We start from the raw sequence: 13,078 nt of genomic DNA, 5'->3' as shown, positions 1-13,078 counted from the left end.
GTCAGAGCACCGGCAGGCCGGCCGGCCGCTCGGCGCGGGTGACGCGGCCGCCGCCGAGACAGACGCGGTCGTCGGTGTCGTAGACGACCGCGGCCTGGCCGATGGCCAACCCGTGCACGGCGACGTCGAGGTGGAGGCGGACCGCGTCCCCGTCGCCGGTCGGCTCGACCGTTCCCGGCACCGTCGCGCCGTGGGCCCGGATCTGGACGTGGACGGGGCCGACCGGCAGCGTCCCGGTCGTCCAGGACGGCGCCGCCACCTCGGCCCACGTGCAGGCGAGCGCCTCGCGCGGTCCGACCTGCACGGTCGCGGTGTCGGCGCGGACGTCCACGACGAAGCGCCGTTCGTGGGTGCCCAGGTCGAGCCCACGCCGCTGGCCGACCGTGTACCGCCACACGCCCTCGTGCTCGCCCAGCCGCCGGCCGTCGAGGTCGACGATCGGGCCCGGTGCCGGCGGCAGGTGCTGGGCCAGATAACCGGCCGTGTCGCCGTCGGGGATGAAGCACACGTCGTAGCTGTCACGCTTGTCGGCCACCCGCAGGCCGTAGGAGTGCGCCAGCGCGCGGACCTCGTCCTTGGCGACCTCGCCGACGGGCAGCAGGGTCCGGTCGAGTTGGTCAGGCGTGGCGACGTAGAGCACGTAGGACTGGTCCTTGGCGCGGTCGACGGCCCGGTGCAGGCGCGTGTCGGGGCCGGGCTCGCGAACCACCTCGCCGTGCCGGCGCAGGCGGGCGTGGTGGCCGGTCGCCAGCGCGTCGAACCCCATCGCCAGCGCTTTGTCCAGCAGCCCGGCGTACTTGACCCGCTCGTTGCAGGTCACGCACGGGTTGGGTGTGACGCCGGCCGCGTAGGCCTGCGCGAAGGGATCCTGCACCTCGGTGCGGAACAGTTCGGACAGGTCCCACACGTAGAACGGGATGCCCAGCACCTGGGCCGCGCGGCGGGCGTCCTGGGCGTCGTCGAGGGTGCAGCAGCCGTGGCCGGGCACCTGGTCCTGCAGCGCGACGTCGGCGAGCTTGAGGTGCACGCCGGTGACGTCGTGGCCGTGCTCGACGAGCATGGCGGCCGCGACCGCACTGTCCACGCCGCCCGACATGGCGACCAGCACCTGCGCCATCGGGTCAGAACTCCAGGCCGAAGGGCGCCGCCGTCCGCAGGCGCGGGACGACCTCGGTGAGGACGTCGAGGGCGAAGTCGACCTCCGCCTCGGTCGTTGTCCAGCCCAGCGTCATCCGCACGGGCGTGCCAGCGACCCCACACGCCTGCAGGACGTGGCTGGCCGTGGCAGCGCCTGCCCCGCACGCCGAGCCCGACGAGACCGCGATGCCGGCCCGGTCCAGCTCCAGGAGCAACGCCGTGCCGTCCACCCCGTCGAGCGACACGTGCAGGTGCGACGCCAGCCGGTGGGCCGGGTCGGCGGGGCCGTTGCGGGTCACGCCGTCGAGGGCGAGAAGTCCGTCCGCGAGCCGGTCGGTGAGCCGTCGCAGCCGCTCGCGCAGCGCGGGCCGGTCCGCGACGGCTGCCTCGAGGGCAGCGCCGTAGGCCGCGTCCAGCGCGGCCGCGAACGTGCCGGAGCGGACCCCACGGTCCTGTCCCCCGCCGTGGCTGAGCGGGACGACCGGCAGGCCGCGGCGCAGCACCGCCGCGCCGACGCCCTGCGGCGCACCGAACTTGTGCCCGGACGTCGCCAGCGCGTCGACCTGCCAGGCGGCGGCGTCCACGTCCAACGTCGCGACGGCTTGCACCGCGTCGGTGTGCAGCGCGACGCCACGCTCACGCAGCGCGGCGCCCAGTCCGGCGACGTCGTTGACGGCGCCGAGCTCGTTGTTGGCGGCCATGACGCTGACGAGGCAGGTGTCGTCGCGCACCGCGTCGAGCACCCGGTCCACCGGGACGCGCCCGTCGGGGTCGGGAGCCACCTCGGTGAGCTCGACGTCGCCACGCTGGGCGAGCCACTGCGCCGGGCCGCGGACGGCGGCGTGCTCGACGGCCGTGACGACCAGGTGCGGTCGTCCGGCGGTCCGCTCGCGAGCCGCCCACACGATGCCCTTGACGGCGAGGTTGTCGGCCTCCGTGCCGCCGGAGGTGAAGACGACCTCGTGGGGGGAACAGCCGAGCGCGGTGGCCGCCCGCTCACGTGCCTCCTCGACCGCGACACGAGCCGCCTGGCCGGCGGCGTGCGTCGCCGACGCGTTGGCGGCCGCCAGCCACTGCGACAACGCCGCTCGCGCCTCGGGGCGCGGCGGCGTACTGGCGGCGTGGTCGAACATGACGTGCACGGCCGCGACGGTAGCGTCCCCGCCGCCGGACGACGCCCGTTCCCCTCCTCGGAGTTGCCGTGACCGCGCCCCACCTGCCCGACGGCCTGGCCGTGCCCGACGCGCCGGTGCGCGTCGTGCCGCTGACCCTGGACCTCGGCGCGGCGGCCGGCCAGCGCGTCGTCCTGCTGAGTCTCGAGGTGTGGCCGCAGTGGGCCGACCTGCGCTTCGCGCGCATCGACGTCGGCGCCGCCCGGCCGCTGCCGCGGCGGGTGCCCCCCGTCGACGCCTGGCAGGTCATCTCCGACGGCCGGCCGCTGGAGGTGCTCGACGCGGTGGGGCGGGGGGACCGCCACTTCAGCAACGGCGAGGTGCGACTGCGGCCGGTGCCAACCGAGGGCGCGACCCTCGACGTCCGCGTCGAGGTCGTCCCGGGTACCCCGCCGCTGTCCGCGACCTTCACCGTCTGATCCAACGACACGACACCCCCCGGAGTCCTGCCAATGGCCACCGCCGCCGTCGAACGCTTCACCCAGGCCGCTGCCGCCCACGGGCTCGCGCCGGAGATCCGCGAGTTCCCCCAGGGCACCCGGACCGCCGCCGACGCCGCAGCCGCGATCGGCTGTGACGTCGCACAGATCGTGAAGTCGCTGGTGTTCGTGGCTGATGACGAACCCGTGCTGATCCTCACCTCCGGCGCCAACCGCGTCGACGAGCACCAGGTGTGCGCCGCCCTCGGCGTCGCCACCCTGCGCAAGGCCAACGCCGACGAGGTCCGCTCGGCCACCGGCTACGCCATCGGTGGCACGCCGCCCTTCGGGCACCCGGCGCCGCTGCGTGTCGTGTGCGACCGCGACCTGACCACCTACGACGAGGTGTGGGCGGCGGCCGGCACGCCGTCGACGGTGTTCCCGCTGACGCCGGGCACCCTGCTGGAGATCACCAAGGCCGAGGTCGTCGACGTCAGCTGAAGACGTCGGGGACACGAGGGTAGGGCTCGGGCCACGACGGCGGTTGCCGCCCTGTTGGTCACCCGTGCGTCCACGCGCCCGCCCACCCACTCCCTGAGCATGGCCAGGTTTCGGGCCTGCTGACTGCCGGAGCGGACGGCGCGTCCGCCCACTCCCTGACGATGACCAGGTTTCTGTGTCACGGCGCACCGCTCCGTTACGCCAAGCACGCCTTCGGTGCCGATCTGGCGTCACACCGACGCGTTGACGTCGCCGGGTCGCGCCGCCCAGCTCGGCCCCGCCCGGGCCGTGTCAGCCTCTGGGCCGGTCGAGCTCGTCGAGGATCGCCTGGACCCGTTTCGCGCGCGTCTCCGGACGCCTTGCACGCTCGATCGGGTAGACCAGCGTCCGCCGGCGACCTGCGGTGAGCGACTCCCAGCGGTGCTCCAGCTCGGGGTGCTCGACGAAGGCGTTCGCGAGTTCCCCGGGGACGTCGACGCGGTCGGGGTCGGGGTCCAGTCGGAGCCGCAGCGGCACCAGGTCACCGACCTCGATGCCGGCCTGACGCAGCCAGTCCCGACCGAAGCGGAGCAGGCGCTGCCCGTCCCCACCTGCGGCGACGACACGGCTGAAGGGGACGCCGTCGAGCGCTCCCTCCACCCGGTCCCCGGCGGCGACCTCGCGGTAGGAGCCGGCCGGGAGCACGACGTGATGCCTCATGTGGCCATCGGGGACGGTCGGGTCCAGTTCGACGACGACCTCGGCATCCCACCAGCGCGGCTCGTTCATCCTCCGAACCTACCTGGCCGTGACCGCAGCAGCCGCCCGGTCAGAGCGCCCCGGGATCGGCATGGGGGCCACGCCACGCGATCAGGGCCTCGGCGGGACAGGAGCGCGAGGAGGAGTGTCGGGCACGCGAGGACCTCGCACGACGGCGCGATGGCGTGGCGATCCGGGTGCCTCAAACTGGCAGGCTCCCACTAACCGCGAGGGGGCCACCTTGACGACGAGCAGCTTCGGCGACCGAGCGCGACAACTGGTCACGGTTCGAGGAGCCACTCCGACGGACGCGCCGGACGTCTGTCGCTTGCTCACGGCGCTCGGCTATCCCGCCGAGGTATCGGCCGTCCGCGAGCGCATCGCGTCCTTCGACGCGTCTGCCCGTGACCACGTCCTGCTGGCGGAGCTCGGCGGGCAGGTCGTCGGCGTGCTCGCTCTGAGCCTCACGCCCCGCTTCGCCGAGCCCGGCATGTTCTCGCGGATCACCGCGCTCGCCACCGATCCCGCCGTTCGTCGTGCCGGGATCGGGCGTCGCCTGGTCACCGAGGCGGAACGCATTGCCGCGGTGAGGGCGAGCACCCTGATGCAGGTGAACAGCGGACGGCGACCTGAGCGGGCGGCTGCCCATGCCTTCTACCGTTCGCTCGGTTATGCCGACCAGCATGATCATCACGTGCTCTACGAGAAGGTCCTCGCGAGTCCATGAAGCAGCCGGACGTCAGCCGAGGATCTCGACCGGCCCGTGCGAGGTGATACCGGCAGTGTCGCGCGACTGCCCCCTCCCGAGGCCATCCGTGGCAGCCTTGCGCCCAGCGGGCAGGAAGCGAACCGGAACTCAGGTGCGGTGTGCCGCGGCCTTGCGCGCGCGGTAGGCCGCGACGTGGGCACGGTTGGCGCAGTTGCCGAGGTCGCAGAACCGCCGTGACCGGTTGCGGGAGAGATCGACGAGGACGGCGTCGCAGTCCTCGCCCTCGCACCGCTTGAGGCGGTCGAGGTCCTGGGCGCGTACGAGGTCCGCGATCGCCATCGCCGCCTCCGTCGCCATCCGGTCCACCAACGGCGCGTCCGGCGGCGTCAGGTGCAGGTGCCAGTCCCAGTCGTCGTGGCGGGTCAGCCGCGGCAGCGCGTGGGCGTCGGCGAGCATGCGGTTGACGACCGCCACCACCTCGTCGCGGTCGTCGAGCGTCCACAGGGCGGCGAGGCGGGCACGCAGGTCGCGGACCGCCTCGAGCTCCTCGGCCGTACCGGCGCGAGTGCCGCTGTAGCCCTCGGCGTCGAGGAACACCGCCAGCGCTGCGGTGTCCGGCAGGCGTTCGACGCCGCCACGGCTGGTGTTCACCAGCGCGGCCGCGCCCGCGAGCGCCACCTCGGTGTCATGAGCGAAACGCACGTTGACTCCTGTCACCCGGGTGGCGTATCGTCACGACCGTACTGCCGGAACACTCCTGACGTCCACCGCGGTGGACGCGTCCACCGCGAGACGCCCATGACGAGCCTCGACGCCCCTGCCCGCACGACGCGGTTCGGTCTGCCGATGGCGCTGGTGTCGGCGTTCACCTTCGGCTCGTCCGGCCCGATGGCCAAGGCGCTGATCGACACGGGGTGGACGGCCGGCGCCGCCGTGCTGGTGCGCCTGGGTGGCTCCGCGATCGTGCTCGGCGTGGTCGCTGCGATCCTGCAGCGCGGCCGACTGCGGCTGTCGTCGGCCTCGCTGCGCACGCTCGTCGCCTACGGCGTCGTGGCCATGGCGGGCGCACAGCTGTCGTTCTTCAACGCCGTCCGCACGCTCGACGTGGGCGTCGCCCTCCTGCTGGAGTTCACGGCCCCGGTGCTGCTGGTGCTGTGGACCGCCGCCCGCACCCGCCGCCGGCCGCCGGCCCCGACCCTGATCGGGGCCGCCCTGACCATGGTCGGGCTCGGGTTCGTCCTCGACCTCGCCGGCGCGGGCGGCGTCGACCCCGCCGGCGTGGCGTGGGGGCTGCTCGCGGCGGTCTGCCTCGCCGCGTTCTTCGTGCTCTCCGAGCGGCAGCACGACGACCTGCCGCCGATCGTCATGGCCGCCGGCGGCACCGCCATCGGGGCGGGAGTCATCGCGCTGACCGGCCTGCTCGGCATCGTGCCGCTGGGCTTCGCGGCCGCCGACGTCACCCTCGCCGGAAACGCCACCACCTGGCTGCTGCCGGCGCTGTGGCTGGTGCTGGTCTCCACCAGCATCGCCTACCTCACCGGCATCGGCGCGGTCCGGCGCCTCGGCACGCGATCCGCCTCGTTCGTGGCACTCACCGAGGTGCTGTTCGCGGCCCTGGTCGCGTGGGCGCTGCTCGCCCAGGTCCCGGGGCCCTCCCAGGTCGTCGGCGGCATCTGCATCATCACCGGCATCGTCGTCGTCCGCCGCACCGAGGCGACGCGCGCCCCCGCGGCACCCGAGACGACGCTGGAACCAGGCCATGCCCTCTGACATGCTCGGAGGCCCCGCCGCGACGATCGAGAGCCGATGTACGCCCTGCACCACGTCCAGCTCGCCATGCCCGCCGGCCAGGAGGATCGCGCCCGGGCCTTCTACGGCGACGTGCTCGGGCTCCAGGAGGTCGCCAAGCCGCCGGAGCTGGCGGCGCGTGGCGGCGCGTGGTTCCGCGGCGGTGCACTGGAGGTCCACCTCGGTGTCGAGGACCCGTTCGCGCCGGCACGCAAGGCGCATCCCGGCATCCAGGTCGACGACCTCGACACCGTGCGGGCCCGATTGACCGCCGCCGGCATCGAGGCGCGACCCGACGGCCTGCTCCCCGGCCATCGGCGCTTCTACGTCGACGACTGCTTCGGCAACCGACTCGAGTTCCTCCAGCCCACCGACGGCTGACCGCATCGGGCGGGCCGCATCCGGCGGGCCGCATCGGGCGGGCCATGTCGTGCCGATGCGGTCTCGCCCCTCACCGCAGGTCCGCGAACACCCCGCCGACGCGGTCGACCTCGGCGGCGACCGCGGCGGCGGTAGCGGCCACGCCGACCTCGGTCGGCATGCCGCAGGCCGCCCCGACCCGGTCCGCCAGGACCGCGACGTCGGCGGCCGGCTCGCCGGCCAGCACGACACGGAGCCGGTCGACGCCGGTGTCGTCGGCCGGCGGGTGGAGCTCCGCACGCCAGGCCGCGATCCCGGGCGCCCGCTCCAGTGCGGTGGCGACCCCTCGAAGGTCGACGACCCGCGGCCCGTTCGCGGCGGCGTACGCGAGCTGCCAGGCGCTCGGGTCGACCTGCCCCACCAGTCGTGGCACCGTACGGCCGCACTGGGGGCAGGGTTCGGTCGCGGGCGCGTCGACCCAGGCCCCGGTGCGGTAGCGCAGCAGCACCGTGCCGTGCCAGCCGACGCTGGTCAGGACCAGGTCGCCGTCACCGTCCGTCGGGGCGCCCGTGAGCGGGTCGACCACCTCGAGGTACGCCAGGTCCGGGTAGGTGTGCAGACCGGAGCCGGGGGCGCACTCGGCCCACAGCGCCCGCGCCTCGGACGGCGCCCAGATCGCGCGCACGGCGACGCTGGCGCCACCGACCGCGAACGCGCCGACGATCGCCTCGCGTCCCGCCTCGTCCGGTGGTGGGCCGTACACCAGCACGCGCCGTAGCGACGATGTTGGCACGCGGGCCGCACGCAGTTCCTCGGCCAGGGCGGTCGCCTCCTCGACGGCCACCACCAACACGCTGGGCGACAGCACGCCCACCGCGCGGACCACCTCGTCGAGTGCGTCGCCGGTCCGCGGGTGCGCGGCCGTGAGGCCCGCGCCCATGGCGAGGTGGGTCACGCCGACGTGGGCGCCCGTCGGCCCGCACCGCAGCGCCGAGACCAGCACGTCGTCGTCTCGCAGGCCGGCGACCGCGGCCGCGCGCGCTCCGGCCCGGTGCATGCGGTCGAGATCGCTGCGGGACGACGCCACCAGGAAGCTGCCGTGCGCCCCGGCCGTCTGCAGGTGCAACGGACGGTAGGTCTGGCGCAGCACCTGACGGCCACCGTCGGCGCCGCGGCCGCGCAGCGCCACGGCCATCTCGCGCAGTGACGACGCGGGCGCATGCGCCTTCACCTGGTCCTCGGTGGGCGCGAGCACCGCCCCCGCCCCGGCCGGATCGTCGGCCACCAGGTCGAGTTCACGGACGGCCGGCAAGCGGGCCAGGGCGGCCAGGTCGCGGGCCTCCGGTGCGGCCAGACCGAGCTGGTCCGCGGCCGCGCGCCAGAACGGCGTGGCGGCGAGCGTCAGCGGCAGCCAGTCCCCCAACGTCCGCTCGAGCACCCGTCGCTGTTCGGCGTCGTCGCGTCGATCCCAGGTCATCGCCACCTCCTGCCGTCCGAGCGAGCGCGGCGGTCAGGTGACACAACGAGGCGGGCGCCCCCGCGTTGCACGGAGGCGCCCGCCGACAGGGACCAGCAGAACGTTCGTCAGCCCTTGCGTGCCTGGATCTCCTCGATCAGCTTGGGCACGATGGTGTAGAGGTCGCCGACGATGCCGAAGTCCGCGATCTGGAAGATCGGCGCCTCGGCGTCCTTGTTGATCGCGACGATGTTCTGGGAGGTCTGCATCCCGGCCCGGTGCTGGATGGCACCGGAGATGCCCGACCCGATGTAGAGCATCGGCGACACGGTCCGGCCGGTCTGGCCGATCTGGTAGCGGTGCGGGTACCAGCCCGCGTCGGTCGCGGCGCGCGACGCGCCGACCCCGGCGCCCATCAGGTCCGCGAGCTGCTCGAGCAGCTCGAAGCCCTTCTCGTCGCCCAGCCCACGCCCACCGGACACCACGATCGCGGCCTCGGCGATGTCGGGCCGGTCCGCCGTGACCTGCTTCTCCACGCTGGTGACCCGCGCCGCGGTCGCCGTGTCCGACAGCGACACGTCGAGGTTCACGACCTCGGCCGCACCGCCACCGGTCTCCTCGGCCGGGAACGCGTTGTTGGAGATCCCGACCAGCTGCTTCTTGCCGTCCGCGAAGGTGCACTTCGTGATCAGCTCGCCACCGAAGATCTCCTTGGTGGCCTGGATCTTGCCGTCCACCACCTCGACGTTGGTGGCGTCGGTGATCACGCCACCGTCGACGCGGATGGCCAGCCGCGCGGCGACGTCCTTGACCAGGTTCGTCGACGCGAAGAACAGGATCTGCGCACCGGCGCTCTCCATCACCTGCTGCAGGGCTTCGACCTGCGGCAGCGTGACGTAGCCGAGCGCGTCCGGCGAGTCCCAGGCGTACAGCTTGGTCGCGCCGTAGCGGCCCACGACCTCGGCCCCGGCGCTGGCACCCTCGCCCAGCCACACCGCCGAGACGGTGTCGCCGGTCTGGGCCGCGACCTGGTTGGCGGCCGTGAGCATCTGCAGGGACAGCTTGCGCGGCTGGCCCTCGGAATGGTCGATCAGTACGAGCAGCTCACCCATGGAAGTCTCTTCCCTCTCTGACGTTGCCGCCCGATCTTCACCGGGCATGTCGCGCGGCCGCTGACCGTTCGGGCCCACCCGAGCTCGTGGACCCACTCCGTCGCTGCGGAAGCGGCCGCAACCCGGATCAGACGAACTTCTTGGCCTGCATCCAGTCGGCCAGCTGCGTCGCCGCGGACCCGGAGCCGTCGTCCTCGACGATCGTCCCGGCCTCCTTCGGGGGCCGCTGCTCGAACTCGGTCAACACCGCCCAGGCGTTGGCCTGTCCGACCTCGGACGTGTCCAGCCCGATGTCGGCCGCCGACTTGACCTCCAGCGGCTTGGACTTGGCGGCCATGATCCCCTTGAACGACGGGTAGCGCGGCTCGTTGATCGCCTCCACAACCGACACGACGGCCGGCAGCGTCGACTCCACCACGTCGTAGCCCTCCTCGTGCTCGCGGTGCACGACGACCTTGTCGCCGTCGACCTCGAGGTGGCGGGCGTAGGTCAGCGAGGGCAGCCCGAGGATCTCCGCGACCGCGGCCGGGACCACGCAGGTGCGCGCGTCGGTGGCCTGGTTGCCGAAGATCACCAGGTCGAACTCCTCGTTCTGCAGCGCCGCCGCGATCGCCTTCGCGGTGCCGATCGCGTCCGAGCCGGCCAGCGCGTCATCGGTGATCTGCACCGCGCCGTCCAGCCCGTACGACAGTGCCTTTCGCACGATCGGCTGCGCCGACTCCGGCCCCATCAGCAGGACCTTCACCTCGGCACCCGCCGACTCCTTGAGCCGCACCGCCTCCTCGATCGAGAACTCGTTGATCGGGCACAGGACCGACTCGATCCCGTCCCGATCCACGGTCTTGTCGTTCGGGTCGATGTTCTTCTCGCCTGCCGTGTCCGGCACGCGCTTGACCGGGACGATGACCTTCATCTACGCGCTTCCCTCTCGTGGTCCGGCGCACCACCGAACATGGCGGCGCGGTGCTGCCAGGTGATCTCTCGCGAGCGATCGAATTGGAGCGGACGCTCAAAGTCAAATCGCCGAGCCCGTCGGTTCGGGGGCCCGTCGTGCCGCCGCCGCGGCGCGAGGACCGATGCCGGAGCGGACCCGGGCCCACCGTAGGCTCGCCGACATGGCTCGCGCGCATCGGCACCCTGCCCCGCCCGCCCCCGTCCCTCCGGGCACGGCGGCGATCTCGGACGCCTCCGGCGGCCTGGTGCTCACCGGTGAGCGGACCCTGCCGGGCATCCCGGACGAGAACTACTGGTTCCAGCGGCACGTCGTGGCCTACGACCTCGCCGTTGACCTGGTCGCCCGCGGGTGCGCGCCGGTCGTGCTCGACGCCGGCTGCGGCGAGGGCTACGGGCTGAGCATGCTGGCCGCGGCCGGCGCCCACCGGGTCGTCGGCGTCGACCTGGACCCGACGGTGGTCGCCCACGTCGCCGCCACCCACGCAGCCGAGCACCCGGCCGTCGAGGTCCACGCCGCCGAACTGATGGCCCTGCCCCTGGCCGACGACGCGGTCGACCTGACCGTGTCGTTCCAGGTCATCGAGCACCTCTACGACATCCCGGGCTACCTGCGCTCGCTGCGACGGGTGACACGTCCGGACGGCACGGTCGTAATCGCGACGCCGAACCGGCTGACCTTCACGCCTGGCAGCGACGTGCCGGTCAACCCGTTCCACACCCGCGAGTTCACCGCCGCCGAGCTGGCCGACGAGCTGACCGACGCCGGACTCGTGATGGAACGGATGCTCGGCGTCCACCACGGACGGTGGCTGGCCGGCGTCGAGGCCGCGGCCGCATGCCCGCTGCCGGAGCTGCTGGCGGCTCGCGAACCCGGGCGGTGGCCGGGCTGGCTGCGCCGCACGGTGCACGCGGTCGCGCCGGCGGACTTCGAGGTACGCGACACCGACCTCGACGCCAGCTTGGACCTCGTCGCCGTGTGCCGGGTGCCCGCGTGAGCGGCGAGTTCGCCCTCGTCCTGCACACTCACCTCCCCCACCTCAAGGGCCACGGCGTCTGGCCGGTCGGCGAGGAGTGGCTGTTCCAGGCCTGGGCGGGCTCCTGGCTCCCGGTGACCCGCATGCTGGAGCGCCTGGCCGACGACGGCCACCGCGACGTCCTCACGCTCGGCGTGACCCCGCTGGCCGCCCACCAGGTCCGCGACCCGCGGCTCGCCCGTGACCTCGGCACGTGGCTGGGCGGGCAGATGTGGCGCAGCGAGGAGCAGCGCTGGCACACGGACATGGGCCCCGAGGTGGTCGAACTCGCCACGTTCTACTGGCGTCACTTCGCGGACCTGCTCGCCTACCACCAGGACGTCGAGGCACGCGGCGGGCTGACCGCGGTGTGGGCCGACCTCGCGGCCCGCGGGGTGGTGCAGCTGCTGGGCGGGCCCGCCACCCACCCGTACCTGCCGCTGGTCGCGGACCCGACGCTGATCGACGCCCAGCTCGCCAGCGGGCTGGGCGACCACGCCGGCTGGGCACCGGCCCCCAGCCGTGGCCTGTGGGTCCCGGAGATGGGCTACCGCCCCCGCGGCCCGGTCGGCGACCCCACCGCCGCACCGGTGCGCGTCGACCGGTACGGCACCCCGACCCTGCCGCCGCGGGGACCGGCGCTTCCCGGCCTCGAGGAGCACTACGCCGCCCACGGCATCGACCACGTGCTGATCGACACGGCCACGCTGTGGGCCGGGGAGGGCCGGCCCGGGCGCGACTGGACCGCCAACGAGGTGCTCGCATCCGGCGAGTACGCCGACCTGCCTGCGCTGCACGAGGGGGTCCTGATCGGCGATGGCGAGGTCGCGGCCTTCGCCCGCGACCTCAACGTCGGCTGCCACGTGTGGTCGGCCGCCGCCGGCTATCCCGCCGACGTCTGGTACCGCGACTACTTCGCGCACGGCACGTTCGGCACGCACCCGTCGTGGCGGGTCACCGACCGTTCGCTGCCCCCGGACGCGAAGCAGCCGTACGTCCCGGCCGCGGCCGCCGAGCGGGTCGAGGCGCACGCGCAACACTTCCACGGCGAGCTCCGCCGGACGCTGGCGGACCGTCCCGGCGGTGTCGTCGTCTGTGCCTACGACACCGAGTTGTTCGGCCACTGGTGGTTCGAGGGGCCCGCCTGGCTGGAGGCGGTGCTGCGCCGGGTCGCCACCGACCCGGAATTGCGGACGACGACGCTGGCGTCACGTCGCGAGCGCCACCCGCCGACGCGCCGACTGCGGCTGCCCGAGTCGTCGTGGGGCCATGCGAAGAGCCACGCCAGCTGGGTCGCCGACACGACCCGGCCGATGTGGCAGGCGATCGACGAGGCGATCGCCACGGCCCGCGCGGCACTGGCCGGTGGACGCGGCCGGCCCGAGGCCCGCGAGCAGGTCGCCCGGGAGCTCGCGCTGCTGATGACCTCCGACTGGCCCTACATGGTGTTGCGCGGGAACGCGGCCGGCTACGCCGAGGAACGCGTCCGCGGGCATGCCGACGCGCTGGCCAACCTGTGCCGGCTGATCGAGGAGGGCCGCGACGACGTACCGGAGGTCACCCGCCTCGCGGCCGTCGACGACGCACCTCGCGACGTCAGCGCGTTCCTGGCCGCCCTGGATCCGAGCACCGCTCCGGCCGCGGCCGGGTGACGGCATCGACGGGCCGCGCGTCCCCGTCGAAGCGCACGACCGGGGCGCCCGCGTCCTCGCCGGATGG

Annotated in this window: 14 protein-coding genes; 7 read left to right on the top strand and 7 right to left on the bottom strand. The window is 73.7% G+C overall.

Features of this window, described 5'->3' with window-relative positions:
• Position 1: 1 nt before the first annotated feature.
• Positions 2 to 1,117 (bottom strand): tRNA 2-thiouridine(34) synthase MnmA, encoded by a 1,116-nt coding sequence (gene mnmA, locus ACERM0_RS09455; protein ID WP_373678328.1) that lies wholly within the window; start codon positions 1,115 to 1,117, stop codon positions 2 to 4.
• A gap of 4 nt (positions 1,118 to 1,121) precedes the next feature.
• Positions 1,122 to 2,270 carry a cysteine desulfurase family protein gene (locus ACERM0_RS09450; RefSeq protein ID WP_373678432.1) on the bottom strand — a complete coding sequence of 383 codons (1,149 nt, stop codon included), beginning with the start codon at positions 2,268 to 2,270 and terminating at the stop codon, positions 1,122 to 1,124.
• A gap of 68 nt (positions 2,271 to 2,338) precedes the next feature.
• Between ACERM0_RS09450 and ACERM0_RS09445 the strand changes: the two genes are divergently transcribed.
• Both ACERM0_RS09445 and ACERM0_RS09440 read left to right on the top strand, forming a co-directional pair.
• Complete coding sequence (locus ACERM0_RS09445; RefSeq protein WP_373678327.1) at positions 2,339 to 2,728, top strand: hypothetical protein; 390 nt, start codon at positions 2,339 to 2,341, stop codon at positions 2,726 to 2,728.
• A gap of 33 nt (positions 2,729 to 2,761) precedes the next feature.
• Positions 2,762 to 3,229 carry a YbaK/EbsC family protein gene (locus ACERM0_RS09440; RefSeq protein WP_373678326.1) on the top strand — a complete coding sequence of 156 codons (468 nt, stop codon included), beginning with the start codon at positions 2,762 to 2,764 and terminating at the stop codon, positions 3,227 to 3,229.
• Positions 3,230 to 3,520: 291 nt separating this feature from the next.
• On the opposite strand, the gene ACERM0_RS09435 is transcribed toward ACERM0_RS09440, so the two are convergent.
• On the bottom strand, positions 3,521 to 3,997 hold the full coding sequence (locus ACERM0_RS09435) for a YdeI/OmpD-associated family protein (RefSeq protein ID WP_373678325.1): 477 nt from the start codon (positions 3,995 to 3,997) through the stop codon (positions 3,521 to 3,523).
• A 298-nt stretch (positions 3,998 to 4,295) separates the two neighbouring features.
• Here ACERM0_RS09435 and ACERM0_RS09430 point away from each other — a divergent pair, with 298 nt between their 5' ends.
• Complete coding sequence (locus ACERM0_RS09430; protein ID WP_373678324.1) at positions 4,296 to 4,694, top strand: GNAT family N-acetyltransferase; 399 nt, start codon at positions 4,296 to 4,298, stop codon at positions 4,692 to 4,694.
• 129 nt (positions 4,695 to 4,823) lie between these two features.
• Here ACERM0_RS09430 and ACERM0_RS09425 read toward each other — a convergent pair whose 3' ends face one another.
• Positions 4,824 to 5,378, bottom strand: a complete 555-nt coding sequence (locus ACERM0_RS09425) for a CGNR zinc finger domain-containing protein (protein WP_373678323.1) — start codon at positions 5,376 to 5,378, stop codon at positions 4,824 to 4,826.
• 96 nt (positions 5,379 to 5,474) lie between these two features.
• Here ACERM0_RS09425 and ACERM0_RS09420 point away from each other — a divergent pair, with 96 nt between their 5' ends.
• Together ACERM0_RS09420 and ACERM0_RS09415 are read left to right on the top strand one after the other, a co-directional pair.
• The gene (locus ACERM0_RS09420; protein WP_373678322.1) at positions 5,475 to 6,446 is read left to right on the top strand and encodes a DMT family transporter; all 972 of its coding nucleotides are present in this window, start codon (positions 5,475 to 5,477) and stop codon (positions 6,444 to 6,446) included.
• Positions 6,447 to 6,482: 36 nt separating this feature from the next.
• Entirely contained in the window at positions 6,483 to 6,845 is a 363-nt protein-coding gene (locus tag ACERM0_RS09415; RefSeq protein ID WP_373678321.1) for a VOC family protein, read from the top strand.
• 70 nt (positions 6,846 to 6,915) lie between these two features.
• Here ACERM0_RS09415 and ACERM0_RS09410 read toward each other — a convergent pair whose 3' ends face one another.
• The 3 genes from ACERM0_RS09410 to ACERM0_RS09400 form a co-directional block, all read right to left on the bottom strand.
• Positions 6,916 to 8,301 carry a hypothetical protein gene (locus tag ACERM0_RS09410; protein WP_373678320.1) on the bottom strand — a complete coding sequence of 462 codons (1,386 nt, stop codon included), beginning with the start codon at positions 8,299 to 8,301 and terminating at the stop codon, positions 6,916 to 6,918.
• Between the two features lie 107 nt (positions 8,302 to 8,408).
• Positions 8,409 to 9,392 carry an electron transfer flavoprotein subunit alpha/FixB family protein gene (locus ACERM0_RS09405; protein WP_373678319.1) on the bottom strand — a complete coding sequence of 328 codons (984 nt, stop codon included), beginning with the start codon at positions 9,390 to 9,392 and terminating at the stop codon, positions 8,409 to 8,411.
• A 127-nt stretch (positions 9,393 to 9,519) separates the two neighbouring features.
• A complete protein-coding gene (locus ACERM0_RS09400; protein WP_373678318.1) occupies positions 9,520 to 10,305 on the bottom strand; it encodes an electron transfer flavoprotein subunit beta in 786 nt (261 codons plus the stop codon).
• A gap of 202 nt (positions 10,306 to 10,507) precedes the next feature.
• Between ACERM0_RS09400 and ACERM0_RS09395 the strand changes: the two genes are divergently transcribed.
• On the top strand, positions 10,508 to 11,341 hold the full coding sequence (locus ACERM0_RS09395) for a class I SAM-dependent methyltransferase (RefSeq protein WP_373678317.1): 834 nt from the start codon (positions 10,508 to 10,510) through the stop codon (positions 11,339 to 11,341).
• A complete protein-coding gene (locus ACERM0_RS09390) occupies positions 11,338 to 13,011 on the top strand; it encodes a 1,4-alpha-glucan branching protein domain-containing protein (RefSeq protein WP_373678316.1) in 1,674 nt (557 codons plus the stop codon). The genes ACERM0_RS09395 and ACERM0_RS09390 overlap by 4 nt, the downstream gene beginning before the upstream one ends.
• The last annotated feature ends 67 nt before the right edge of the window (positions 13,012 to 13,078 follow it).

The organism is Egicoccus sp. AB-alg2, from assembly GCF_041821065.1.
GTDB lineage: Bacteria > Actinomycetota > Nitriliruptoria > Nitriliruptorales > Nitriliruptoraceae > Egicoccus.
This window is presented reverse-complemented; position numbering and strand designations above follow the sequence as displayed.